The following is a 24,023-nucleotide window of genomic DNA, read 5'->3' as shown; positions in this document are numbered from 1 at the left end:
CTATCTCATAAAGCATTTCGCGCGTTCTGGCGAGTACAAATGTGACCCGGGGGCAGGGAGCCTTCGTTTTGGTGGCAGAAAATCTTAGAAGATGAATTAGGGTGAGAGATTTTTCTGTGAAAAACCCTGTGCCTGAGCGTGATCAGCGAATGACAATTTCATCGGCACGGATCATGCCGAGGATAGATCGTGCCTGCTGATCCAGCAGGTCGAGGTCCAGATAGGTATCAGACAGGCGACGGGTCAGATTTTCCATTCGCGCGATCTCATCCTGAAGCAGGGTAAGGTCGCGGGACAGCGCGTCACGTTCCGCTGCAATTTCCACACGTCGGAACAAGCCATAATCCCCCTGCACGGCGGCAAAGGTGAAATAGACGCCTAACATAAAGGCGACCGAGTAGAATGCGAATGCCCCAAGACCGGGTCGATAGGAACGGGTCACCAAGTAAACCACCGTAGAACGAACTGCCTCAAAACGTGCCCTTAGCGGGCATCTGCCGGTACTATGTCACAGGTGATTCGGCTTGTGAATCCCCTGTGAATAAAAAGGTCAAATCTGAGGGTTGGGCGCTTACCGAACCAGAGCGGCGACGCCTGGCAGGGCCTTACCTTCCATCCATTCCAAGAACGCACCACCTGCGGTGGAGATATAAGAAAATTCAGCCGCTGCACCCGATGCGTTCAGCGCGGCCACCGTGTCACCTCCACCCGCGACAGAGGTTAGTTTGCCATCTCGGGTCAAAGCCGCGGCTTGCAGCGCGGCGGCATTGGTGGCGGCGTCGAACGGGGTCAGCTCGAACGCGCCTAGCGGGCCGTTCCAGATCAGAGTCTGGCTTTTCTCCAGCACCTTGGCCACGGCTTCGACGCTTTCGGGGCCAGCGTCCAGTATCATGGCGTCGGCAGGGCATTGATCCGCGGGCAGAACCTGATGCGGTGCGTTTGCCTCGAATGCCTCGGCTACCACGATGTCGCGCGGCAGGACGATCGTGCAGCCTGTAGATTCGGCTTTGCTCAATATCTCGGTGGCCGTGTCGGTCATGGCGTGTTCGGCCAGAGATTTTCCGACGTCGATCCCTTTGGCCACCAGGAAGGTATTGGCCATCCCTCCGCCGATTACGAGGTAATCGACCTTCTCGATCAGGTTGCCTAACAGGTCTAGTTTGGTTGACACTTTCGCGCCACCGACAACGGCAGTGACGGGGCGATTGGGTGCACCCAAGGCAGCCTCAAGCGCGCTGAGTTCCTGTTGCATCAGACGACCGGCGCAGGCCGGTAGCAGGCGGGCAAGTGCTTCGGTCGAGCTGTGCGCGCGGTGGGCGGCCGAGAAGGCGTCGTTGCAATAGACATCGCCCAGTTTTGCCATGCCTTCAGCAAGGGGCAAGCTGTTCTTGGTTTCTTCGGCATGGAAACGGGTGTTTTCCAATAGCAGTACCTCGCCTGCACCCAGCGATGCTGCGGCAGCTTCGGCCTCAGGACCGACGCAATCATCGGCGAACCGAACCGGTGTGCCAAAGGCGGTCTCGAGCGCCGGGACCAATTGCCTGAGAGACATCTCGGCGACGCGTTCGCCTTTCGGCCGGCCGAAATGGGCCAGCAGGATCGGCTTGCCGTTTGCGGCGAGGATATCGCGCACGGTTGGTACGATGCGCTGAATGCGGGTGTCATCCGTGACCACACCATCCGCGACGGGCACGTTGATATCCACACGTACCAGAACCCGTTTGCCGTTCAGTTCCATATCGTCCAGAGTTTTCCAGCCCATCGCGTCTATCCTTGCCCATTACATCCAGTTTCAGGCGGTTCTTTTCCTGCATTTTGCCTTAAGGTCAATGCGTCACTTGGCATTCGCGCGTCTGCGTCATAGGTATTTGCGCAAGTTTCAAAGACAGGAGGGCCAGATGGCCGAGATCAAAGACCCCGAAAACACGATCATCATCGAGCTGAAAGACGGCAATGTCGTTATCGAGCTGCTACCCGACGTGGCACCTCAGCACTCGGCCCGCATGAAAGAGCTGGCGCGTGGTGGCGAATATGACAACGTTGCCTTCCACCGTGTGATCGACGGGTTCATGGCGCAAACCGGTGACGTACAGCATGGCGACATGGAAGACGGTTTCAACATTCGCATGGCAGGCACTGGCGGATCGTCGCTGCCGAACGTACCTGCCGAGTTCTCGAAGCTGCCCCATGATCGCGGCACTTTGGGCGCGGCACGCTCGGCCAACCCGGATTCGGCCAATTCGCAGTTCTTCATCAACTTCAAGGACAACCATTTCCTGAACGGTCAGTACACCGTGTATGGTCGTGTCATCGATGGAATGGAGCATGTGGATGCCATCGTTCGTGGTGAGCCGCCTGCGAGCCCTGACCGGATGATCAGCGTGAAGGTGGCCGCCGATGCATAAGCTGGCTGCTGCATTCGTCGTGTTGGCCAGCCCTGCGCTGGCGACAGGCCTTGAGATCGAAATCGAAGGGGAGGGGGCGAATGGCACCGTTACGGTCGACCTCTTCGAAGACCTTGCGCCCAAGCATGTCGAGCAGATTACTGCTCTGGCCGCTGACGGTCAGTATGATGGCGTTGTGTTTCACCGCGTGATTGATGGCTTCATGGCTCAGACCGGTGATGTGCAACATGGCCGCGTTGGCGCGGACATGCGTCGCGCCGGAACAGGTGGGTCAGATCGCCCAGACCTGCCTGCTGAGTTCTCGGACTACAATTTTGACCGGGGCGTTGTCGGCATGGCACGGGCACAGGATCCCAACAGCGCAAACTCGCAGTTCTTCATCATGTTCGAGCCCGGTCCGTTCCTGAACGGCCAATACACGGTCGTTGGCCAAGTTACCGACGGGATGGATGTAGTCGATGCGATCAAGCGCGGCGACGGCCCTAACGGTGCTGTTATCGGTCAGCCCGATGCGATGAAAAAGGTCACCGTGACCGAATGAACGAAAAAAGCCCCGGCTCGCGACAGCGGACCGGGGCTTTCAGAAACGGACCGATCAGTCGTCGGACGACATCGCCCGCCAGATCAGCGCACCAATTGCGCCGCCAATCAGGGGCGCCACCCAGAACAGCCACAGCTGTGCCAATGCCGGACCATCGGCAAACAGCGCCACGCCAGTTGACCGGGCAGGGTTTACCGAGGTGTTCGTCACTGGAATCGAAATCAGATGGATCAGCGTCAGCCCCAACCCGATGGCAATCGGCGCGAATCCTGCCGGAGCACCGCTGGACGTTGCCCCCAAAATGATCACGATGAAGAAGGCCGTCATGACGATTTCGATTACCAACGCGGACATCATCGAATACCCTTCGGGTGAGGCCTCGCCATACCCGTTCGAGGCAAACCCTCCCACACCTTCAAAACCCGGCGCTCCGCTTACGATTAAATAGAGCACGGCTGCTGCCGCGATGGCTCCGATCACTTGAGCGATCCAATAAGGGATCAGATCTTTGGCGTCGAACCGCCCGCCTATCATTAGGCCAAGGCTGACTGCCGGGTTGAAATGCCCGCCCGAGATATGCCCGACCGCGTAGGCCATGGTCAGCACTGTGAGGCCAAAGGCAAAGGAAACGCCCAGCCAGCCGATACCCACATCGGCGACGCCCGCAGCCAGAACCGCGCTGCCGCAGCCTCCAAGTACCAGCCAAAAAGTGCCAAAGAATTCAGCCATAAGTTTCGATGACATGAAAAGTCCTCCAGAAAACAATGGTTTTAAGACTAATTCATAAAGTGCGTTTTGTGAAACTGACGTTTGCGGGGAAATTCTTATGTTCTTTCACAGCGAGTGGAAACTATCCAGTGCGTCCGTAGAATGTCTGGCGCGCGCTTTCCGATAATGAGATACCGGGTTCAGTATTGTAGGCGAGCACGGCAAGAATACGGGTCTGTTCACCCTCGTTTGGTGCAACCCGATGGATCGAATTCCGGCCGCGGAAGAACACCAGCGTTCCAGCGCTGGCGTCAAGCCTATTAACTGGGGTACGGCCATCAAGGATGTCACCAACCGCGTCAAAGCTCATCTCACCGGCATCTGCATCACGCACATCACGAACGTACTCAAATGACCCGCCCTGTTCCGGAGGTTGCACCATCAAAGTGATCGCGAATGAAGAGTTGTCGAAGTGCCAACCCAACTCTTGGCCTTGCTCGGCAAAATGCAGGTTAATGGACGACAATGGGTCGGCATATTCATACAGCGCGTTTTCTTCCAGCACGTCGCACAGAAAGGAGCGGAATACATTGGAATCATATAACGCCCGCAGGGCGGAGGATTCGGCAATTTGATCATCTGTCAGGCAGCCTTTTGAGGATGTAACCAGCCTGTTGCGCGGGTGATCAGGATTGTAGGCAGGGTCCTTCGGGCTGAGATAGACCGTATGTTTTTCGGTCTTCGCATAAACCTTTTCCCGCTTGGCTAAACCCTCGGCCCGAATCGAAGATATCGCGCCCTCTTTGACGAAACCCGGCATCTCCAGCACACCGTCGCGTTGATAGCTCTGTCTGAGTTTCGCGCAAAATTCCGCATCCTCGATCGGGTATGTGGTGAGGTCAACAATATCTGCCAGTTCCATTGAGCCTCCAGGCCGTTGAGTGCAATATTCCCAACCGGTGTAGGGCTTATTCTGTAACCGAGAAACAAAAAAACGCCGCGATCAGGATCGCGGCGTTTCAGCAGGACAGAATGACCTGTCGTTATTGTTTGACTTCTGCCGCAGGGTTGGCACCCGACTTGCCGCCGCGACCGGGGTTCAGCGGGTCGTCCTGACGCTGGACCGAACCTTCGAAATGCGCGCCGCTTTCGATGGCGATGGTCTTGTGGATGATGTCACCTTCGACCCGTGCGGTCGAGGTCAGGCGGACCTTCAAGCCACGTACGCGGCCCACGATGCGGCCATTGACGACGACGTCATCGGCAGTAACTTCACCCTTGATGGTTGCAGTCTCGCCGATGGTCAGCAGATGGGCACGGATGTCACCTTCTACGGTGCCTTCAACCTGGATATCGCCCGAGGTTTTCAGGTTTCCGGTGATGTGAAGATCCGAGGACAGGACCGATGCGGGCGGCTTTGGCTTGGGCGGGGTGCTTGCCTTGGTTTCAGCCGGTGCAGGAGCCGCCGGAGTGGCCGGTGCGGCTGGTTTTGCTGCCTCAGTCTCTTTCGATCCGGGTTCGTTGATTTTGCTCTTAGAAAACATTTCTCGCAGCCTTGATGTAAGTCATTGGGTTAACAGGTTTTCCGTTCACACGGACCTCGTAGTGCAGGTGTGTGCCGGTTGACCGTCCGGTGCTACCCATATCAGCAATATGATCCCCGCGCGAGACCCTTTGACCAACCTTTACGCGTACCTTGGTGTTATGAGCGTAAAGTGTCTCAATCCCAAAGGCGTGCTTGATCTTAACCAGCCGTCCGAAACCCGATTGCCAGCCTGCATGAGTGACAACACCATCGGCGGTCGCGAAGATATCGGTGCCCGAGGGGCCGGCAAAATCAGCGCCATTATGCATGCGGCGACCGCCGGTCTTGGGATCGCGCCGCGTACCGTAGCCGCTGGTGAAACGAACCGCTGCACGCACCGGGCTGGCGAAGGGGGCCTTTTCGGCAGCGATGCGATAGAGGTTCAACTGGTCCATCTGTTCCAGCAGGATATTTGCGCGGATCTGGTCGGGGGTCAGTTCCTCACCGCGCGTACTAAGGGATAAAGGGGTCAGCGGACCGCCCATACCGCTATATCCGCGACGAACCTCGTCGAGGATACGATCTGTGGGCATGCCCGCGTTGCGGAACATCTTGTCGAGGGGTTCGACCGAGATCACCATGGCCTCTTCCAACTGGCGGAAAATCTCGTCGCTGCGTTCCTGCATCAGACGAATTTCAAGTTCCAGCTCATCGCGCTGATGCAGCGCACCTTGTGCGTCAGCCGCAATCTGGTCGCGCTGTGCAGCGGTCCTAGCCAGAGCGTCTGTCATGAATGCCATTTGCGCGGGATTGGCCGATGCCGCCATATACGCAGAATCTCCATCGGCGCTTTGTTGCAGTTCGGCCAATTCAATTCGGGCGTCTTCACGCTGTTTCATCGTGGCGCGCAGTGTGGTCTGGATAACCTCGATGCCGGTCTCCAACTCGCGGCGGCGGTTCTCGGATTCCAGTAACTCGGACTGCATGACCGAAATCTGTTCCAGCGCCGCGTTGAACCTGTCATGGGCGGCCAAAGCCTCGGCAGCGCGCGTATCGCGTTCATCCGACAGGATATTCAGGCGCTCTTGATAGGTTGCTTGATCGCGCTTGGCTTGTTCCCGGAAATTGCCAGACCCAATACTGTCCATCAGCAGGATCGACGTGGCAATGGCGGTCCAGGCGACCATTACCCCGACACCAGCGACGGCGGCGATCTGGGTCTCCGAACTTAGCCGGATAAACCGTGTATCATTGTCAGATTTCAGAAAAACCCGGCGCTCTGGAAAGTGCCGCTCAAGCAGTGAGTGTAGTTTAATTGCCAGACGTGTCCGCACGCGTCCTACCTCAATTGTCCCCATATCTCGGAGCCGGTCGTGAGTGAGTAGCCGCTCCTTGACGCGATTGCATAAAGGGGTCGGGGCATTCGGGCAAGTTTGTTAACCAATCGAGCGCTATGAACGGAGTTTTACCGCACGTGATCGGCGGGAATTTGCCGATAGCAGGCGTTTGCTGTCAGTCTGATACAGCTCCGGGTGGTGGCAAGTCTTCAGTCAGGGGCCAATAGAAATCAGGGGGCTGCCCGGCCTCGGCGCGCTTCTCTTCGTTGAAGGGTGGTTTCAGCGCTCCGTGGAAATAGCGGCGCACAAGGGCGTGAAACACATCCTTGGGATCCGCATTCTCGCGCCCGCACAGGAAGTGAAACCATTTCGAGCCATAGGCAACATGGCCAACTTCCTCGGCATAGATTACTTCAAGCGCGGCAACGGCGTCATCAGCGTTGGCCTTGCGGAAGATGCCTATCATGCCAGGGGTCACATCTAGCCCGCGCGCTTCAAGAACCATCGGGACCACGGCAAGGCGGCCCATCAGGTCCTCGGCGGTGTCCTCGGCGGCGCGCCACATTCCCGCATGGGCGGGCAGGGCACCATAATGGCTGCCCATCTGTTCGAGGCAGTCGCAGACCATCTCGAAATGGCGCGATTCTTCTTCGGCACATTTCACCCAATCGTCATAGAAGCCGATGGGCATCGGCACATGGCCAAATCGGGCAATGATGTCCCAATGCAGGTCCACGGCGTTCAACTCTATATGCGCGACGGCGTGTAACAGCGCGATACGGCCCGCCTCGGACCCGGGCCGGCGGCGGGGCACATCCCGAGGAGACAACAGTTCGGGCTTTTCAGGCCGCGCAGGGTAAATCGGTGGCTCGGCGGTGCCCACTTCGATCTTGGGCGCGTCGCCCTGCCGGGATGCAAACCAGGCAGCGGCGTATTGTTTGGACAGGGCGGTTTTCTCGCGTCCGACCGATGTGGTCAAAACCTCAGTCGCCATTTCGGTCAGTGTTTTTGACACGCTTGCCCCCTTACGCTGCAGTCCGCGCGGGTCATACCCTTGATGCCCGCGCGGGTCGAGAGGGTCAGAGTGCGCGCGCAGCCTCAAGCACTTCGTCCACATGACCCGGCACTTTCACCTTGCGCCAGATACGGGCAATTTTGCCCTTGGCATCGATTAGAAAGGTTGAACGTTCAATGCCCATCGATTTCCGCCCATACATGTTCTTTTCGACCCAAACGCCATAATCCTCGCACACGGTCTGACCCTCATCGGACAAAAGTGGCGTGGTCAGGCCGTGCTTTGCGACGAATTTGTCGTGCTTTGCCAAGGTGTCGCGCGAGATGCCGAAAACGTTAGCACCCGCATCCGCAAAGGCTTGCAGTTGTTCCGAGAAACCGATGGATTCCTTAGTGCAGCCCGGCGTATCATCGCGGGGGTAGAAAAATAGAACGACGGCACGGCCACGTTGTTCCGACAGGGACACCTCGCCGCCGCCATCGCGGGGCAGAGTAAAGTCGGGTGCGATGTCTGAGACTTCGGGCATATTCAAACTCCGGCTGAGAAATTAACGGTTGCCGCATATCATAGGGCTCCGTGTGCAGGTTGAAAGGCGTGGGACGTAAATTGGTCCAGCAAGAACAGCAGGATGACGCCGGTTCGGTTAAAAAGCCCCGACGTCGGTCGCGTCGACGGACTGCTGGCTTGTGGACATTGCGCGGTGTCTTCATTCTTCTGCTTCTGGCACTGGTCACAGGCTTCATGGTGGTGGGGCAGCGCATGCACGCGCCGGATTGGCTACGTGATCGGGTTGAAACTCGGTTAGATCAGGCGCTGGGCGGCGTCAAAGTGCGGTTCGGCGATGTCAGCTTTATCATTCATGAAGGCTGGCGTCCTCGATTGCGTTTGACCGATGTCCGCATCAATGACGCTGACGGTCGTCAGATCGCCGAAGTGTCCGACCTGCGGGCCAGCCTTTCTATGCGCCCGCTGCTGCGCGGTCATGTGCGGCCCAAGCGGATCATCCTGCAAGGCGCGCAGATCGCTTTGACAAGGGGTGTGGACGGAGCCCTTTCTCTGACGGTGGGTGCGGGCAGTGCGCCGGTCGGGCAAGCTCCGAATCTGGCGCAGCTGATCGAGGCCTCGGACGAGGTGTTCCAGGCCCCTGTCTTGTCAGCCCTGACCTCAGTTGAACTGGATGCAATTACGCTGGACTATCAGGATCTGCAGCTGGGTCGGTCCTGGGTGCTGGATGGTGGGCGCATTCAGGCGACCCGCAGCGCGCGTGAGGTTCGACTGGCCACCAGCTTTTCGGTACTTGCCGGGCGGGACTACGTAAGCACGATCGAGGCCAATTATACCAGTTCGCTTGGCAGCCCTGCCGCACAGTTTGGCATTTCGATCACCGATCTGCCTTCCGAAGATATTGGCGGACACAGCCCAGCTCTTGCATGGATGCAGGTGTTGCGCACGCCCATCTCTGGTGCTTTGCGTGGTAGCGTGGACCCCGAAGGCGCACTGGGCCCGGTCTTTGCCACACTGAACCTCGGTGCGGGTGCGGTGCAGCCAACACCTGAAACTACACCGATCAAGTTTGAATCGGCGAGGACCTATTTTACATACGATCCAAAGCTGCAGGCGCTGGACTTTAATGAGGTCTCGATCAATTCCGCTTGGGGAACAGTTCAGGCGGATGGAATGACCTTCCTGAAGGGGGTCGAAGCCGGCGGCTTGGAGAGCATGTCAGGGCAGTTCCGCCTGAGCGGGATTGAGATCAATCCGGTCAATTTGTTCCCTGAACCATTGAATCTGTCACGGGCCGATGTGGACTTTCAGATGAAACTGGCTCCGTTTCGGATGCAGTTGGGTCAGATGACAATCGAAGATGGTGCCCGACGCGCGCGCCTGAGCGGATCATTGGCCGGTCTGACCGAAGGTTGGGTTGCCGAGATTGACGCGCAGATTGACCAGATGAGCTCTGATCAATTGTTGAAATACTGGCCAGAACGTCTTGCGCCGAAACCGCGTCTCTGGGTCACTGAAAACCTGTATCAGGGCGAAATGTCGGATCTGGATTTCGCTCTGCGTCTGCGGCCCGGGGAAAAACCCGACATCTATGCCGATTTTGAGTTCGAAGAAACCAAGGTCCGGTTCGCCAAGACGCTTCCGCCCATTCAGGATGCACAAGGGCAGGCCAGTCTGCTGAACGGACGGTTTACGGTCTCGGCGCAGAAGGGGATCGTAATCGCGGACGAGGGCGGGGCGGTTGATGCTTCGGGCACCTCGTTTATCATTCCAGACACCCGTATAAAGAAATCCACGCCCGGGATCGCCCGCGTGCAGGCCAAAGGTAGCGTGACGGCTGCCCTGTCTTTATTGGATCGACCACCGCTGCAATTATTGACCAAGGCCAATCTTCCTGTTGAGCTGGCAGAAGGTCAAGTCAGTCTTTCGGGCACGTTGTCGTTGCCCATGATCAAGGGCTTGAAGCTTGAAGACACACGATTCCATTTTTTGGGCGAACTGTCCGATTTGGACAGTGACAGGCTGGTGCCAGGGTTTGAAGTCAGTGCCGACCAGCTCGATCTGAAAGGGGATCAAACGGAGGTCGCCATTTCGGGCGAGGGCCTGTTTGGCATCGTACCAGTTAAAGCCACCTGGCGACAGCCCATCGGCGGCGACACCGCGCAACGTAGTGAGCTGACAGGGCAAATTGAAATCTCTCCGCGCCTGTTGGAACAGATAAATGCTGGTTTACCCAAAGGGATGCTAACCGGACAGGGGGTGGCTGACTTTTCACTGGGTATCGGCGCAGGTGAACCGCCACTTCTGAACGCAAACTCAGACCTGGTGGGGGTGGCTCTGGCCATCCCCGAGTTGGGGTGGAGGAAAGGGGCAAACAGCAGCGGCACCTTAACAGCCGAAGCGATGCTAGGCGCGCAACTCAGCGTCGATGAGCTGCGTATCGAGGCGGCTGGGCTGCGAACATCAGCCACGATCTCTTTCAGAGATGGTGGGTTTGACCGCGTGCGTTTCAGCTCATTTGAATTGGGCAACTGGTTGGCTGTTCCTGCGGAACTGATCGGGCGAGGGGCGGCTTTACCGGATATCCGTGTGTTGGGCGGCGTGCTTAATCTAGGTAAATCGACCTTGGGTGAAGGGGCTAGCAGCGGAGGTAGGGCAGCTGGACCTGGGCCGAAACTCGACGTCACATTGGACCGGTTACAGGTTACCGAGACGGTGGCATTGACCGGGTTAACCGGCTTGTTTCAAACCACAGGCGGGTTGACAGGTGGATTCGCAGCTCAGGTCAACGGTGGCGCGCGGATCAAAGGCCAAGTGACGCCGCGCGATAATCGAACGGCGGTTGGGCTGACTTCCGAAGATGCGGGTGCGGTTCTGCGTTCGGCTGGTGTTCTGACGCAGGCGCGTGGCGGGTCCATGCAATTGCAACTCGAACCGATTGCAGAGCCAGGAAACTACGATGTTGACCTTAAGATCAAGAATACGCGGATCACCGACGCTCCAGCGATGGCGGCCTTGTTGAACGCGATCAGCCTGGTGGGGCTGTTGGACGAAATGGCAGGGCAGGGCATTTTCTTTGCAGCCATCGATAGCAAAATGCGCATCACCCCGACCGAAGTGAAAGTTTTAAGTGGCAGCGCCGTGGGGCCATCTATGGGACTTTCATTCGAGGGCACCATTGATACGGTGACTCAAATGCTGAACCTGCGCGGCGCGATCTCGCCAATTTATCTGGTTAATGCGATCGGCAGCGTTCTGTCGAAGAAGGGCGAGGGGATTTTCGCCTTCAATTATACCCTGACAGGCCCACTTAGCGATCCAAAGGTTTCTGTCAATCCGCTGTCCGGGCTGGCCCCGTTGTTCCTGCGAAACTTGTTGCGCGAGCCCGCGCCGACTGTCTCGGATGGCCCAAATGCAACGCCTGACCGATCGGACCAACCCCATCCGGCTGTGCAATCACGCGGCGAGGACCGTTGATCTGAGCGGTGGCCGAATCTGTTGGGCCGATGTATGGGGCGGCCATGAAACTCAGCGATTTTGATTTCCATCTGCCTGAACACCTGATTGCGACGCGGCCTGCCAGCCCGCGCTCATCGGCACGCCTGCTACTTGCGCAGCAGGATACCATTCGGGATCAGCGTGTCCACGAACTACCGGACATATTGCTCCCTGGGGACCGGCTGGTCTTGAACGACACGCGCGTCATCCCAGCACGCCTGAATGGCCGCCGCCATCGCAGCAGCGCACAGGGGCCTGTGTCCGCAGCGATCGAAGCGACGCTGCTGGACCCGCAATCCGACGGCTGCTGGGCTGCACTGATCAAACCGTTAAAGAGGGTCAAACCCGGCGAAGAAATCGTGTTTTCAGATGACCTTAGTGCGACCCTGGATCGGGTTGCCGATGGCCAGGCCTTTCTGCGTTTCAACCTGACCGGAGAGGATTTCGACCAAGCCTTGGAGCAGGCTGGCGCGATGCCATTGCCGCCTTATATTGCGGCGAAACGTGCTGCGGACGAACAGGATAAGACCGATTATCAAACTGTATGGGCGCGGAACTCTGGTGCTGTCGCAGCCCCGACAGCGTCGCTGCATTTCGACGATGCGTTGCTGCAGGCGCTTTCAGCACGTGGTGTCGAGTTTACCCATGTCACTTTGCATGTGGGTGCGGGCACCTTTCTGCCAGTTAAGGTCGAGGACGTGGCGACCCACAAAATGCATGCTGAATGGGGCCGTGTCAGCGCGCAGGCCGCAGCCGATATCGCCGCGACCAAAGCAGCGGGTGGGCGGATCATTCCTGTGGGCACGACGGCCTTACGTCTGATCGAAAGTGCTGCACGTTCAGGGCAGATCGAGCCGTGGGAAGGTGAGACCGACATATTCATTTACCCCGGATTTGAGTTTCACGTCACTGATGCGCTAATGACTAACTTTCATCTGCCGAAATCCACACTGTTAATGTTGGTTTCCGCGTTGATGGGACAGGATCGAGTCAAGTCAATTTATGATCACGCCATCGCGGATGAATATCGCTTTTTCTCCTACGGCGACGCATCTCTTTTGATCCCCTAGTCGCATCTGTTTCATCCGCGCCGCAACAATGTCGTAGACAGGCGCGACGCGGATAGTATTTGATCGCAAAGCGAACAAAACAAATCAGCAATTTGGGTTGGCAGAATGCTTCAGGTTCTTTCCAGCGCTTGGGCGCTTCTTCTGGGTATGGGATTGCTGATGGTCGGCAACGGCCTGCAGGGCACTCTGCTGGGCGTGCGTGGCGAGATTGAGGGGTTTTCTACCCTCGAAATGTCATTTGTAATGTCCGCCTATTTTGTTGGATTTCTCGGCGGTTCGCGTTTGGCGCCCGAAATGATCCGTCGCGTCGGTCATGTGCGCGTATTCGCAGCACTGGCTTCGTTTATTTCGGCCGTCATGATCATGTATCCGATGCTTGCCGATCCCATTGCCTGGTCGCTGGGCCGGGTCGTGATCGGATTCTGTTTCTCTGGTGTGTATGTGACCGCTGAGAGCTGGCTGAACAACGCCGCAAACAACGAGAACCGAGGACAGGCCCTTTCGCTTTATATGATCGTGCAGATGGCGGGTGTTGTCAGCGCTCAGGCCCTGCTGCTGGTTGGTGACCCCGCCGGGTATGAAACCTTTGTCATCGCATCGATTCTGGTTTCGATCTCGTTTGCACCCATTTTGTTGTCGATCTCTCCTACGCCTGCGTTTGACACCACCAAGCCGATGACCCTGCGCCAGTTGATGGAAACATCACCGCTGGGCTGCGTTGGCATGTTCTTGTTGGGCGGGATTTTCTCGGCTCAATTCGGGATGAGCGCCGTTTATGGTGCGCAAGTAGGTCTGAGTCTGGTTGAAATTTCGATCTTCGTGGCGGTGTTCTATATTGGAGCGGTATTGCTTCAGTTTCCGCTGGGCTGGATGTCCGACCGGATGGATCGTCGCGTATTGATTATATTGGTCTCGGCAGTTGGCGGGGTCGGTGCCGTTATTGGCATGGTGCTGGGCGTAACATTCACAATGCTTCTTGTTGCGGCCTTCTTTATTGGCGGCATGACAAGCCCGCTTTATTCCCTGCTGATAGCTTATACCAACGATTATCTGGAGTATGATGATATGTCGGCGGCCTCGGGCGGATTGGTATTCATCAATGGCCTTGGAGCTATCGCCGGGCCGATTATTACCGGCTGGCTGATGGGCACAGGCGTTGTCGGGCCAAAGGGTTTCTTTCTGTTTATCGCTACGCTGATGTTTGCCATGGCCGCCTACGCCGCCTATCGGATGACCCAGCGAGTCTACACACCGGTGGATGAGACGGGCGCGATTGCTCCGATCTACCCAACTTCGTCACCTGTTGCGCTGGAAGTCGCCCAAGAGGTTGCTATTGAAGCAGCGCAAGATGAGCAAGATGCGCAAGAACCCGCCCGTGCGCCGGAATTGTGACTTTAGTGTTGCAATATGTTACTGTCACAAATCTGTAAAAGTGATTTTAATGACGTTACGTCCTGGGGAGGACAATTACGGAGTCTAGGGCAATGGCAGGTCCTGAAGAAGTATTGAGTTTTTGGTTAGATGAGGTCGGCCCCGAGGGGTGGTACCTACAGGATGAAGCGCTGGATGCGCGGATTCGAGACAAATTCCTTTCAACCTGGAAAGCAGCGTGTGAAGGCAAGTTTTCGCTCTGGCTGACCTATCCCAGCGGGACGCTGGCTTACATTATCCTTTTGGATCAGTTGCCTCGCAATATGTTCCGGGGCAGCAAGCAAGCCTTTGCATCCGATAGGGCGGCACTGGCGGCAGCAAAATGCGCGGTCGACAAGGGCTGGGATCTAAAGATCGATGAACCCGCGCGGCAGTTCTTCTATCTGCCAATGATGCACTCGGAAAATTTGTGCGATCAGGAGCGTTGTGTACGCATGATGCTTGAGCGGATGCCCGAAAGTGGCGACAGTAATCTGCTGCATGCGCGCGCGCATCGCGAGGTGATCCGAAAATTCGGTCGTTTCCCATACCGAAACGATGCACTGGAAAGGGCAACTACTGATCACGAAGCCGCATATGTGAGCAATGGTGGCTACGGATCAACAGTACGTGAATTGCAGGCCGCGACCTAGGTCGCGGGCTCGCAACCCTTGATGATCAATATCCGGTTGGTGATGTTGTCTGCAGAAGTCGTGATCGCATAGTTGATCAGGTCTTCCGGACGTTCGACAAGGTTCGCCAAGCGAGATTGGGTGTTTTCAAGCTTCCCCTCCAAACTGTTCAAGTGTTGCAGTGTGGCGCTGAGCTGTTGGCGCATGGTTTCATCAAGCTGTGCTCTCTGGCCAAATGAGGCAAGATCGCTGCGCAGCTCTGTAATCTCTACTCTTATGCCTTGCGCCTGTTCGCGTAATGGCGCCACTGCTTGCAAGTTCTCAGCAAATCCGGTCCGAATTTGGTCTGCGGATTGCAAAAGTTTCCACCCCAGGAAGAGGCATAAGGCCAGCAATATCAATGTCGCGTTCAAAAAAGCCAGTAATAAGTCCTTGAGGGTTTTGGCCATGTTTCGCCTTTCGAAATATGGTGGATATCAAAAACAAATGGTTCCGAAGTCTCCGTTCTAGCCTTTGCGGCGGCACGGGTATAGGCTGAATTCAGCTTGATAATGGCGAAATTACCTTGCGTCACATATGTCGCGGGAAGTTATGTTGATGCGTTGGAAAAAATAGTTTAACGGTAAACTAGTTTTTGAACCGATCTGTGCCGAGAGGGAAACATGGCTGCAAAATCCTATGATCTGATCGTAATCGGGGCTGGCCCCGGTGGCTATGTGGCCGCTATTCGCGCGGCACAATTGGGCCTTAAGACCGCTGTCGTTGAACGCGAGCATTTGGGCGGCATCTGCCTGAACTGGGGCTGCATCCCCACAAAGGCGCTGTTGCGGTCATCGGAAGTGTTCCATCTGATGGAGCGTGCCAAGGATTTTGGCCTGAAAGCTGACAAGGTCGGTTACGATCTGGACGCCGTGGTCAAACGCTCGCGCGGGGTCGCGGCGCAGCTTTCCGGCGGCATCGGTCACCTGTTGAAGAAAAACAAAGTGGCCGTTGTGATGGGAGAAGCGACCATTCCGGCCAAAGGCAAGGTCAGCGTGAAAACTGACAAAGGCACCGAGGAGCTGACAGCGAAGAACATCGTTCTGGCCACTGGCGCCCGTGCGCGTGAACTGCCGGGGCTCGAGGCTGATGGCGATCTGGTCTGGACCTACAAACACGCGCTGCAGCCGCCGCGGATGCCCAAGAAATTGCTCGTTATCGGTTCGGGTGCGATCGGAATCGAATTCGCCAGTTTCTACAACACGCTGGGAGCAGACACGACTGTTGTCGAAGTCATGGATCGCGTTCTGCCGGTCGAAGATGCTGAGATCAGCGCGTTTGCAAAAAAGGCCTTCACCAAGCAAGGCATGACCATCATGGAAAAAGCAATGGTCAAGCAACTGGACCGCGCCAAGGGCAAAGTAACCGCGCATATCGAGGTGAAAGGTAAGGTCGAGAAGCACGACTTTGACACTGTGATTTCGGCGGTCGGTATTGTCGGCAATGTTGATAACCTCGGGCTTGAGGCTCTGGGCGTAAAGATTGACCGCACCCATGTTGTGACGGATGAATTCTGCCGTACCGGGGTTGAAGGACTTTATGCGATTGGCGATATCGCTGGCGCGCCGTGGCTTGCGCACAAGGCGAGCCACGAAGGCGTTATGGTCGCTGAGCTTATTGCTGGTAAGCACGCACATCCGGTCAAACCCGAAAGCATCGCTGGCTGTACCTATTGTCAGCCTCAAGTCGCCTCGGTCGGATACAGCGAAGCCAAGGCCAAAGAGTTGGGGTACGACATTAAGGTCGGCCGGTTCCCATTCATTGGAAACGGCAAGGCCATCGCACTGGGTGAGCCTGAAGGGCTGATTAAAACCGTGTTTGATGCCAAGACTGGTGAACTGCTGGGCGCGCACATGATTGGTGCTGAAGTGACCGAGCTGATCCAGGGCTATGTGGTGGGCCGCCAGCTGGAAACCACGGAAGAAGACCTGATGAACACCGTCTTCCCGCACCCAACGCTGTCAGAAATGATGCATGAAAGTGTGCTGGATGCCTATGGGCGCGTGATCCACATGTAAGGGAAGGGGGCTCTGCCCCCGCCGCGGCAAGCCGCGACTCCCCCGGGATATTTATAGCCAGATGAAGCATTGGATTCGCACTTCATCTGGCCGAAAATATCCCGGAGCGCGAGGCAGAGCCTCGCAAAATTCAAAGTTTATTTCTTGGTCAAAGCTTCCAGTATACGCGCCCATGAGCGGATGCCTTTGTGGAAGCTTTTGACATCATATTTCTCATTCGGTGAGTGGATCGCATCGTCATCATTGGCATAGCCGACCAGCATGGAATCCAGGCCCAACACCGAATTGAAATACCCAACGACAGGGATCGAGCCGCCCATGCCAGTGAAGACGGCCTCGCGGTCCCATTCATCCGAAAGCGCGCCGCGCGCGGCTTCGAATTCGGGGCGATTGAGGTTCATGACCGAGGCGGGCGAGCCCTCAAGGTCGTTATCCCATACTACTTTGGCATCCGATGACAAGCGATCTTCGACATGTTTGCGGATTCGATTGCGCAACGCATCCGGATCCATATCGCCGACCAGACGGCAGGTAATCTTGCAATGCGCCTCGGACGGGATCACGGTTTTGGAGCCAGCGCCGTTGTAGCCTCCCCACAAGCCGTTCACTTCCAGCGTCGGCCGCGCCCATTGTTGTTCGAGCGTCGAATACCCCTTTTCGCCGTGTGGTTCGGAGTAGCCAACAGAGTTCAGGTATTCCGCTTCGTCGAAACCACAATTCTGCCATTGGCGCAGTTGCTCCGCTGGGACTTCGTGCACGCCTTCGTAGAAGCCGTCGACCGCCACGCGACCGGTGTCTTCGTCGTAGAATGAGGCAACGATGCGCGATAGCTCTCGCAGCGGGTTCAGGCCGGGTCCGCCATAATGGCCTGAATGCAGGTCGATGCGGGGGCCGATGATGGTGAATTCATCCTTAAGCATGCCGCGCAATTGCGACGCGATTGACGGGACACCTCGCGAGACCATCGAGGTGTCACAGACCAAAGCCAGATCGGCTTGAAGCTCGGCTTTGTTCTCTTCGAGGAACGGCACCAGAGATGGCGATCCGGATTCTTCCTCGCCCTCAAAGAAAAAGGTAATGCGGCAGGGCAGGGAGCCGTGAACCGCTTTCCAGGCGCGGCAAGCTTCTACAAAGGTCATCAACTGCCCCTTGTCATCGGAAGACCCACGACCGCGGATCACTTGACCATGTGCGGTGTCTTCCAATGCTGGATCGAAGGGGTCGCGGTTCCACAGTTCCAGCGGGTCAACCGGTTGTACGTCATAATGGCCATAGAACAGAACATGAGGGCCTTCGTTGCCTTCGCCGACATGACCAACAACCATAGGATGGCCCGGGGTTTCTCGCTTTTCAGCGTTGATGCCGATGCTTTTCAAATCATCGACCAACCAGTCTGCGGCTTTGTCGACGTTCTCCTTGAACGCTGGATCAGTGGAAATAGAGGGGATTCGCAGGAACTCCATCAGGCGATCGATAGAGGTTGTCAGATCGGTATCGATCCGGCTCAGTACAGCGTCAAGCGACATGGGTCTCTCCTGAAAGGTCTGGATTTGGCGCAGAGCCTAGCAGCGCAAACGGGGCCGTCCAGCCCGTTTCGCCCTAAGAATCGGTGAATCTGCCTGCGTCGTTTCCTCGCGTCTGGTTGCCGTAACTTTACTTGTCGGATAGCCGCTTAGTAGGTATTTGATGCAAATCAAAGTTGGGTTCAACGGTTCGGCTGTAGGCAGGTCGGACAGGGGAACGCGAAGCCATATATTCGGCCCGTCTGTGATGTGGCAAAAAATATCGCCCGGGGTTATGATAAACCCGGGCATCCAAGGAGGGTCCGTTGGACTATACTGCTCAGCTCGATACTGCGATTGCCAGGCTGCATGACGAAGGACGTTATCGGACCTTTATTGATATCGAACGCCGTAAGGGTCAATTCCCGCACGCCGTGCGGACTTGCCCGGACGGATCACAGCAGAACATCACCGTGTGGTGCGGAAACGATTATCTGGGCATGGGGCAAAACCCCGTGGTGCTGGACGCGATGCATGAGGCGGTAGATGCGACCGGTGCGGGTTCAGGCGGAACACGCAATATATCAGGGACGACTGTCTATCATAAACGTCTCGAAGCTGAGTTGGCCGATCTGCATGGCAAGGAAGCCGCGCTATTGTTCACCAGCGCTTACATTGCAAATGATGCGACCCTGAGCACGTTGCCCAAGCTATTTCCTGGCCTGATCATCTATTCAGACGAGCTGAACCACGCCTCGATGATCGAAGGCGTGCGCCGTAATGGTGGGGCCAAGCGTATATTCCGTCACAATGATGTCGCACATCTGCGCGAATTGCTTGAGGCCGATGACCCGGCAGCCCCCAAGCTGATCGCCTTTGAATCAGTCTACTCGATGGATGGCGATTTTGGTCCGATTGAACAGATTTGTGATCTGGCTGATGAATTCGGAGCTTTGACCTATATCGATGAAGTTCACGCCGTCGGTATGTACGGCGCCCGTGGTGGTGGCGTGACTGAGCGGGATCGCCTTGCTCATCGCATCGACATCATCAATGGAACGCTGGCCAAGGCCTATGGCGTTATGGGGGGCTACATTGCCGCAAGCGAGAAGATGTGTGATGCCATCCGCTCTTACGCGCCCGGTTTTATTTTCACTACATCCCTGCCACCTGCGGTCGCTGCAGGGGCGGCGGCTTCAGTTGCCTATCTCAAGCGCGCACCGGAATTGCGTGAGCAGCACCAAACCCAGGCCAGCATTCTTAAGCTGCGGCTCAAAGGGCTGGGCTTGCCGCTGATAGATCATGGCAGTCATATCGTGCCGGTGATCGTCGGTAATCCCGTGCATACGAAGATCCTCAGCGACCGGTTGCTGGATGACTATGGAATCTACGTTCAGCCAATCAATTTCCCGACCGTTCCGCGCGGCACCGAACGCCTGCGCTTTACCCCCTCTCCGGTGCATGGACCTGACGAAATGAACCGTCTGGTGCAGGCGATGGACGAACTTTGGTCACATTGTGCGCTAAATCGCGCCGAACTTGCCGGGTAATGTCACACTAAAGTGTGCAACGAGTTTGCTGCGTGTTACGCTTACGCTAACAAAAGAATTAGACGAATCGTTGTAGGGGCGATTCGCCGTTAGCGTGCAACACGCGACAGGCAAAGATGGGGCAGCAGGAATGATTGGGCGCAGATCACAGCGCGATTCCGAAGAAGACATGGACGTCAGGCCAAAGGGCTTTGACGACTACGAGGTACGACTCGGCGATGTTATGCGCGGCGAACGCGCGACGATGGGCAAATCTCTTTTGGATGTGCAGCGCGAACTGCGGATCAAAGCCAACTACATAGCCGCCATTGAAAATGCTGATCCTGATGCTTTTGACACACCCGGCTTCATCGCTGGGTATGTGCGTTCCTATGCCCGCTATCTGGGGATGAACCCCGATGAGACTTTCGCAAGCTTCTGTCAGGAGAGCGGATTCGAAGTTGCACACGGCATGTCGGCCGAGGCATCGGTAGTCAAGAAAGCCCAAGGTGGTTTGCCCGCTCGCGGGTCGATGGGGCGTGATCCCTTCGTCTCGCCGAACACGCCCTATATTCCCGGTCGCGAATCCGTGGTCAGCCAGATCGAACCGCGGGCCATCGGCTCGACACTTGTGCTGTTGGCCGTAATTGGCGGAATTGGCTATGGCGGCTGGTCGGTTCTGAACCGAATTCAGCAGGTACAGGTCAGCCCGGTCGAGCAAGCGCCGGTTGTTCTGACCGATCTTGATCCGCTGGACGCTGCGCAGGCGCGGTCGGATGAGGCCGAATTGGCCATCGTCGACGCACCAAGCACAGAAGCGCTGGATCGTTTGTATCGCCCGCAAGCGCTGGATGTACCGGTGCTGGTTGCCCGCGATGCCCCGATTTCAACGCTTGATCCGCGTACAGTCGGCACTTTCCGCGCTCCTGAGCCACCGCAGATTCAGGTGACTGAAGTTCATACGGTCGAGCGTCCGGCGTTACCGCAGGTGGTTGAGCAACTGGATACGACGCTGAAGATCGTAGCCGTTAACCCATCGTGGATGCGCGTAACGGCCGCTGATGGCAGTGTCATTTTCGAAGGTACACTGGGTACCGTCGAACAAGGCAGCACGTTCGAAGTGCCCCTGACCGAAGAGGCTCCGCTATTGCGAGCTGGCGCATCAGGATCCGTATATTTCTCGATGAATGGTGAACATTTTGGTCCGGTTGGCGCACCCGGCACGGTGACCAAGGGCGTTGTGCTCTCGAAAGATGCAGTTTCCGAGAAATTTGCAGTTGCAGATCTTGAGGCCGAACAGAACAGCGCGCTCAAGCAACTGGTCGCGGAATTGCAGACTAAGACAGCAGAAGCACCTGCTGAGTGATCTAGCCATTGCTCCCCTTGGGTTGGCGAACTATCTAAGGGGCAACTCAGGCTGATCTGGACCCTCCCTAATGTCCCTTAATCACGTGCGTCCTTGGCGCGACATCTATCGCCGCAAATCTCGCCAGATCATGGTGGGCAATGTGCCTGTTGGTGGAGATGCGCCGATTGCTGTGCAAACCATGACCAACACGCTGACGACAGATGTGGCAGCGACGGTCGCGCAGGTTCAGGCGGCAGCAGAGGCTGGCGCGGATATTGTTCGGGTGTCGGTCCCGGACGAGGCCTCGGCCAAAGCGCTGAAAGAAATCGTGCGCGAAAGCCCGGTTCCAATCGTGGCTGACATTCACTTTCACTACAAACGTGGTATCGAAGCCGCCGAGGCGGGTGCCGCTTGTCTGCGGATCAATCCCGGGAACATCGGCGATGAAAAGCGGGTGAAGGAGGTCATCAAGGCCGCGCGCGACCACAATTGCTCGATACGGATCGGGGTGAATGCGGGTAGTCTGGAAAAACACCTGCTTGAGAGATATGCCGAACCATGCCCCGAGGCGATGGTTGAAAGCGGGCTGGAACACATCCGTATCCTCGAAGACAACGACTTTCACAATTTCAAGATCAGCGTGAAGGCCAGTGACGTCTTTCTATCGGCAGCCGCCTATCAAGGCATCGCCGAAGCCACGGACGCACCGATTCACCTGGGCATCACCGAGGCTGGCGGGCTGGTATCGGGCACGATAAAGTCTGCCATCGGCCTGGGCAATCTGCTGTGGATGGGCATTGGCGACACGATCCGGGTCAGTCTGTCCGCCGATCCGGTGGAGGAGGTGAAGGTGGGCTTTGAGATCCTGAAATCTTTGGGCCTGCGCCATCGCGGCGTGAACATAATCTCATGCCCTTCCTGCGCGCGTCAGGGCTTTGATGTGATCAAAACGGTTGAGGCGTTAGAACATCGACTGGAACACATCAAGACTCCAATGAGTCTGTCGATAATTGGCTGCGTGGTGAATGGGCCGGGCGAAGCCCTAATGACCGATGTCGGCTTTACCGGCGGCGGGGCAGGGTCTGGCATGGTCTATTTGGCGGGAAAAGCCAGCCACAAGATGTCAAACGATCAGATGATCGATCACATCGTGGAACAGGTCGAAAAGAAGGCGGCAGAGTTGGACGCTGCAATTTCAAACTGAAACAAAGCACGGCGCTTCTTGTATGAAGCGCCGCGTCTAAAGAAATCCAATGCTCACAGATTTGTCAGACTGGACGTGATTTCCGTTTGCCAATTACAATCAAACCACCAAGTCCAGCCAACAACATCAACACCGCAGGCGGCAATGGTATAGGTGCTACGGTTCCAAACGCATCTAATCCGCTTAGCCCTTTGCCATCCCAGGTGAACGTGTTGTTTTCTGAATTGTTCCTGATCAGTATGTAACGGGGATCAAAGGCACTCCAAGCCAGATAGTATTGGCCAGAGCCAGTCCAGGAAAAGAGTGAGCTCCCACCAGGGTTATCTATACCACCGCCCCCAACGTTTCCATCGCTTGAGGCCGATTGAGTGGCGAATGAATCTAACCCAGCGAATCCAAGAACTGTATTCATAAATGAAAGCCGATTGGCGTTGCTATTGTTACTACCAGGCCCAGGCCCGACTAAACCACCATATGAAGCTGCGAGCCAAGATCCAGCGGATGCATTGAAACCGTCGGGATCCAACGCCAAATCCCAAAAATCACATGATCCTGAACAGGTAATATCAACGCTTTTTGTTGAAGTTGCGATAGTCACGGCCGATGCTGAATTAGCAAATATCATGCCAAAAAGCGCTATCACCAAAACAATTCTCAACCGAAGGTGCGCAGTGAAGTCCTTATTCATACCCAATTACTCTCCAAAAAGTAGAGAAAACTCGAACTGCCTTAATTATGCCTTAGTTTTCGCAGCGTGTCAAAATAAAACAAAAGCCGGCAAACGTAATTCTGCAGAGGCGTTTTCAATGGTAAAACTGCAGATTATCCGCTTCGTCAAGCATCGCGCCGTCACCCTTGTTTGGCGTACATCCAGAACGCAAGCGGCAACATCTGGTCGGCGATCAAAAACCGCCACTTGATCTTAGCGATGAACAAAAATGTGCTCGTTGGAAACTTGCATCTTTATTGAGCCATTTTACATGCCTTGATACCCTATTCGTCGATATTCGTTACCGCTCGATCCATCCTGAGCTTATCCAAGACGCAAAACTTCTGCTGAAGCAAAACAGACGCAACACGGGATGGGGTTACTCTGCAAACTTCGGATATATGAAACCGTTCACCGGATATGAACTGCCGTACCGACCCGGATTGGTTTCCACCCGTACCAGCGTCCAGTCATTGTTTTTGGATACGTCCATGACACCCATTTTCAACGACACTTTGTTGCGGTGCCAGTTTGCATGGTTGATGATGACTTCTCGGTCGGTGACGATATCGGTGACGACGGCGACATGACCCAGAGGCATTCCGCGGGTTGCACGAAACGACATCACAGCACCAACCTCTGGCTCATTGCCCCGGTCAAAGATATTGCCAGCCTTGCCCCACCAGTCCTTTGCATTACCGCGGATCTGGATGCCGCTGAGGTTTCGGGCGTAGGGTACGCACCACACTCTTTGCCCGCGGGCATGCTTTTTCGAAACCTCTTGCAGCGCCATTGCCTGACGCTCTGGATCAAGATCACTATCGTTTGGATTCTGAGCGCAGGCCGAGACAAAACCGATAAGGCCCATCGCGATCACAGCGCGGGCGGTGACTGGCAGGCGCGGCCAAATCGTATTTGTTTTGCGGTTGCTGATTTGCAAGAATCTTTGATGCCGGTTTGAGTGGTTACAGAGTTTTAAGGTGATCATGCAGCTTGTGAAAAGAGCCCAAAAAGGTCCCGGCAAAATAT

At 56.2% G+C, this 24,023-nt stretch carries 22 protein-coding genes; 10 read left to right on the top strand and 12 right to left on the bottom strand.

The window, feature by feature from the left end; all coding sequences use genetic code 11:
• Positions 1-142: 142 nt before the first annotated feature.
• Positions 143-442 carry a septum formation initiator family protein gene (locus ACR0MQ_RS20085; protein WP_170472213.1) on the bottom strand — a complete coding sequence of 100 codons (300 nt, stop codon included), beginning with the start codon at positions 440-442 and terminating at the stop codon, positions 143-145.
• Positions 443-571: 129 nt separating this feature from the next.
• The gene (locus ACR0MQ_RS20080) at positions 572-1,762 is read right to left on the bottom strand and encodes a phosphoglycerate kinase (protein ID WP_170773214.1); all 1,191 of its coding nucleotides are present in this window, start codon (positions 1,760-1,762) and stop codon (positions 572-574) included.
• Positions 1,763-1,898: 136 nt separating this feature from the next.
• Between ACR0MQ_RS20080 and ACR0MQ_RS20075 the strand changes: the two genes are divergently transcribed.
• A complete protein-coding gene (locus tag ACR0MQ_RS20075; protein ID WP_170396522.1) occupies positions 1,899-2,405 on the top strand; it encodes a peptidylprolyl isomerase in 507 nt (168 codons plus the stop codon).
• The gene (locus ACR0MQ_RS20070; protein ID WP_170540549.1) at positions 2,398-2,946 is read left to right on the top strand and encodes a peptidylprolyl isomerase; all 549 of its coding nucleotides are present in this window, start codon (positions 2,398-2,400) and stop codon (positions 2,944-2,946) included. Before ACR0MQ_RS20075 ends, ACR0MQ_RS20070 begins: the two co-directional genes overlap by 8 nt.
• 54 nt (positions 2,947-3,000) lie before the next feature.
• On the opposite strand, the gene aqpZ is transcribed toward ACR0MQ_RS20070, so the two are convergent.
• From aqpZ to ACR0MQ_RS20040, 6 genes are all read right to left on the bottom strand, one after another.
• Positions 3,001-3,690 carry an aquaporin Z gene (gene aqpZ / locus ACR0MQ_RS20065; RefSeq protein WP_170540546.1) on the bottom strand — a complete coding sequence of 230 codons (690 nt, stop codon included), beginning with the start codon at positions 3,688-3,690 and terminating at the stop codon, positions 3,001-3,003.
• A gap of 106 nt (positions 3,691-3,796) precedes the next feature.
• Entirely contained in the window at positions 3,797-4,576 is a 780-nt protein-coding gene (locus ACR0MQ_RS20060; protein ID WP_480610334.1) for a HalD/BesD family halogenase, read from the bottom strand.
• A gap of 121 nt (positions 4,577-4,697) precedes the next feature.
• Positions 4,698-5,198, bottom strand: a complete 501-nt coding sequence (locus ACR0MQ_RS20055; protein ID WP_010442130.1) for a bactofilin family protein — start codon at positions 5,196-5,198, stop codon at positions 4,698-4,700.
• Positions 5,188-6,513 carry a M23 family metallopeptidase gene (locus ACR0MQ_RS20050; protein ID WP_010442131.1) on the bottom strand — a complete coding sequence of 442 codons (1,326 nt, stop codon included), beginning with the start codon at positions 6,511-6,513 and terminating at the stop codon, positions 5,188-5,190. The genes ACR0MQ_RS20055 and ACR0MQ_RS20050 overlap by 11 nt, the downstream gene beginning before the upstream one ends.
• 178 nt (positions 6,514-6,691) lie before the next feature.
• The gene (locus ACR0MQ_RS20045; protein WP_480610353.1) at positions 6,692-7,510 is read right to left on the bottom strand and encodes a ferritin-like domain-containing protein; all 819 of its coding nucleotides are present in this window, start codon (positions 7,508-7,510) and stop codon (positions 6,692-6,694) included.
• A gap of 85 nt (positions 7,511-7,595) precedes the next feature.
• Positions 7,596-8,057: a peroxiredoxin gene (locus ACR0MQ_RS20040; RefSeq protein WP_480610332.1), complete on the bottom strand. Its 462-nt coding sequence runs from the start codon at positions 8,055-8,057 to the stop codon at positions 7,596-7,598.
• A 68-nt stretch (positions 8,058-8,125) separates the two neighbouring features.
• Here ACR0MQ_RS20040 and ACR0MQ_RS20035 point away from each other — a divergent pair, with 68 nt between their 5' ends.
• The 4 genes from ACR0MQ_RS20035 (at position 8,126) to ACR0MQ_RS20020 (ending at position 14,666) form a co-directional block, all read left to right on the top strand.
• Positions 8,126-11,512: a YhdP family protein gene (locus tag ACR0MQ_RS20035; protein WP_480610330.1), complete on the top strand. Its 3,387-nt coding sequence runs from the start codon at positions 8,126-8,128 to the stop codon at positions 11,510-11,512.
• A 44-nt stretch (positions 11,513-11,556) separates the two neighbouring features.
• Positions 11,557-12,603 carry a tRNA preQ1(34) S-adenosylmethionine ribosyltransferase-isomerase QueA gene (gene queA / locus ACR0MQ_RS20030; protein WP_480610328.1) on the top strand — a complete coding sequence of 349 codons (1,047 nt, stop codon included), beginning with the start codon at positions 11,557-11,559 and terminating at the stop codon, positions 12,601-12,603.
• 105 nt (positions 12,604-12,708) lie between these two features.
• On the top strand, positions 12,709-13,995 hold the full coding sequence (locus tag ACR0MQ_RS20025) for an MFS transporter (protein ID WP_170472195.1): 1,287 nt from the start codon (positions 12,709-12,711) through the stop codon (positions 13,993-13,995).
• Positions 13,996-14,087: 92 nt separating this feature from the next.
• Positions 14,088-14,666, top strand: coding sequence for a DUF924 family protein (locus ACR0MQ_RS20020; RefSeq protein ID WP_170472193.1), 579 nt, complete (start codon positions 14,088-14,090; stop codon positions 14,664-14,666).
• Here ACR0MQ_RS20020 and ACR0MQ_RS20015 read toward each other — a convergent pair.
• Entirely contained in the window at positions 14,663-15,094 is a 432-nt protein-coding gene (locus ACR0MQ_RS20015) for a hypothetical protein (protein WP_170773224.1), read from the bottom strand. The two genes, ACR0MQ_RS20020 and ACR0MQ_RS20015, sit on opposite strands and share 4 nt — an antisense overlap.
• 213 nt (positions 15,095-15,307) lie before the next feature.
• On the opposite strand from ACR0MQ_RS20015, the gene lpdA reads away from it, so the two are divergent.
• A complete protein-coding gene (lpdA, locus tag ACR0MQ_RS20010) occupies positions 15,308-16,702 on the top strand; it encodes a dihydrolipoyl dehydrogenase (RefSeq protein WP_480610325.1) in 1,395 nt (464 codons plus the stop codon).
• 137 nt (positions 16,703-16,839) lie between these two features.
• Here the strand turns inward: lpdA and ACR0MQ_RS20005 are convergent, their stop codons facing one another.
• Complete coding sequence (locus tag ACR0MQ_RS20005; protein ID WP_170773228.1) at positions 16,840-18,228, bottom strand: dipeptidase; 1,389 nt, start codon at positions 18,226-18,228, stop codon at positions 16,840-16,842.
• Between the two features lie 302 nt (positions 18,229-18,530).
• Here ACR0MQ_RS20005 and hemA point away from each other — a divergent pair, with 302 nt between their 5' ends.
• From hemA to ispG, 3 genes are all read left to right on the top strand, one after another.
• Positions 18,531-19,754, top strand: coding sequence for a 5-aminolevulinate synthase (gene hemA, locus ACR0MQ_RS20000; RefSeq protein ID WP_170472185.1), 1,224 nt, complete (start codon positions 18,531-18,533; stop codon positions 19,752-19,754).
• Positions 19,755-19,884: 130 nt separating this feature from the next.
• A complete protein-coding gene (locus ACR0MQ_RS19995) occupies positions 19,885-21,099 on the top strand; it encodes a helix-turn-helix domain-containing protein (RefSeq protein ID WP_170773231.1) in 1,215 nt (404 codons plus the stop codon).
• A 70-nt stretch (positions 21,100-21,169) separates the two neighbouring features.
• Complete coding sequence (gene ispG, locus ACR0MQ_RS19990; RefSeq protein WP_480610322.1) at positions 21,170-22,285, top strand: flavodoxin-dependent (E)-4-hydroxy-3-methylbut-2-enyl-diphosphate synthase; 1,116 nt, start codon at positions 21,170-21,172, stop codon at positions 22,283-22,285.
• Positions 22,286-22,349: 64 nt separating this feature from the next.
• Here the strand turns inward: ispG and ACR0MQ_RS19985 are convergent, their stop codons facing one another.
• Together ACR0MQ_RS19985 and ACR0MQ_RS19980 are read right to left on the bottom strand one after the other, a co-directional pair.
• The gene (locus ACR0MQ_RS19985; protein ID WP_480610320.1) at positions 22,350-22,973 is read right to left on the bottom strand and encodes a hypothetical protein; all 624 of its coding nucleotides are present in this window, start codon (positions 22,971-22,973) and stop codon (positions 22,350-22,352) included.
• A 400-nt stretch (positions 22,974-23,373) separates the two neighbouring features.
• Positions 23,374-23,982 carry a CHAP domain-containing protein gene (locus ACR0MQ_RS19980; protein WP_480610318.1) on the bottom strand — a complete coding sequence of 203 codons (609 nt, stop codon included), beginning with the start codon at positions 23,980-23,982 and terminating at the stop codon, positions 23,374-23,376.
• Positions 23,983-24,023 lie beyond the last annotated feature (41 nt).

The sequence above is a fragment of the Ruegeria sp. AN6 genome (assembly GCF_056540425.1).
The sequence above is the reverse complement of the archived record's forward strand: the minus strand, read 5'-3'. Positions and strand labels throughout refer to the sequence as shown.

Excerpts from the sequence above, each read along its gene's own strand:
- ACR0MQ_RS20075 (WP_170396522.1), top strand. The coding sequence starts at position 1,899 with ATGGCCGAGATCAAAGACCCCGAAAACACGATCATCATCGAGCTGAAA.
- ACR0MQ_RS20020 (WP_170472193.1), top strand. The coding sequence starts at position 14,088 with ATGGCAGGTCCTGAAGAAGTATTGAGTTTTTGGTTAGATGAGGTCGGC.
- ACR0MQ_RS20025 (WP_170472195.1), top strand. The coding sequence starts at position 12,709 with ATGCTTCAGGTTCTTTCCAGCGCTTGGGCGCTTCTTCTGGGTATGGGA.
- ACR0MQ_RS19980 (WP_480610318.1), bottom strand. The coding sequence starts at position 23,982 with ATGATCACCTTAAAACTCTGTAACCACTCAAACCGGCATCAAAGATTC.
- ACR0MQ_RS20055 (WP_010442130.1), bottom strand. The coding sequence starts at position 5,198 with ATGTTTTCTAAGAGCAAAATCAACGAACCCGGATCGAAAGAGACTGAG.
- ACR0MQ_RS20080 (WP_170773214.1), bottom strand. The coding sequence starts at position 1,762 with ATGGGCTGGAAAACTCTGGACGATATGGAACTGAACGGCAAACGGGTT.
- ACR0MQ_RS19995 (WP_170773231.1), top strand. The coding sequence starts at position 19,885 with ATGATTGGGCGCAGATCACAGCGCGATTCCGAAGAAGACATGGACGTC.
- ACR0MQ_RS20060 (WP_480610334.1), bottom strand. The coding sequence starts at position 4,576 with ATGGAACTGGCAGATATTGTTGACCTCACCACATACCCGATCGAGGAT.
- ACR0MQ_RS20005 (WP_170773228.1), bottom strand. The coding sequence starts at position 18,228 with ATGTCGCTTGACGCTGTACTGAGCCGGATCGATACCGATCTGACAACC.
- lpdA (WP_480610325.1), top strand. The coding sequence starts at position 15,308 with ATGGCTGCAAAATCCTATGATCTGATCGTAATCGGGGCTGGCCCCGGT.
- ispG (WP_480610322.1), top strand. The coding sequence starts at position 21,170 with ATGTCCCTTAATCACGTGCGTCCTTGGCGCGACATCTATCGCCGCAAA.
- ACR0MQ_RS20040 (WP_480610332.1), bottom strand. The coding sequence starts at position 8,057 with ATGCCCGAAGTCTCAGACATCGCACCCGACTTTACTCTGCCCCGCGAT.
- ACR0MQ_RS20045 (WP_480610353.1), bottom strand. The coding sequence starts at position 7,510 with ATGGCGACTGAGGTTTTGACCACATCGGTCGGACGCGAGAAAACCGCC.
- ACR0MQ_RS20070 (WP_170540549.1), top strand. The coding sequence starts at position 2,398 with ATGCATAAGCTGGCTGCTGCATTCGTCGTGTTGGCCAGCCCTGCGCTG.
- queA (WP_480610328.1), top strand. The coding sequence starts at position 11,557 with ATGAAACTCAGCGATTTTGATTTCCATCTGCCTGAACACCTGATTGCG.
- ACR0MQ_RS19985 (WP_480610320.1), bottom strand. The coding sequence starts at position 22,973 with ATGAATAAGGACTTCACTGCGCACCTTCGGTTGAGAATTGTTTTGGTG.
- aqpZ (WP_170540546.1), bottom strand. The coding sequence starts at position 3,690 with ATGTCATCGAAACTTATGGCTGAATTCTTTGGCACTTTTTGGCTGGTA.
- ACR0MQ_RS20015 (WP_170773224.1), bottom strand. The coding sequence starts at position 15,094 with ATGGCCAAAACCCTCAAGGACTTATTACTGGCTTTTTTGAACGCGACA.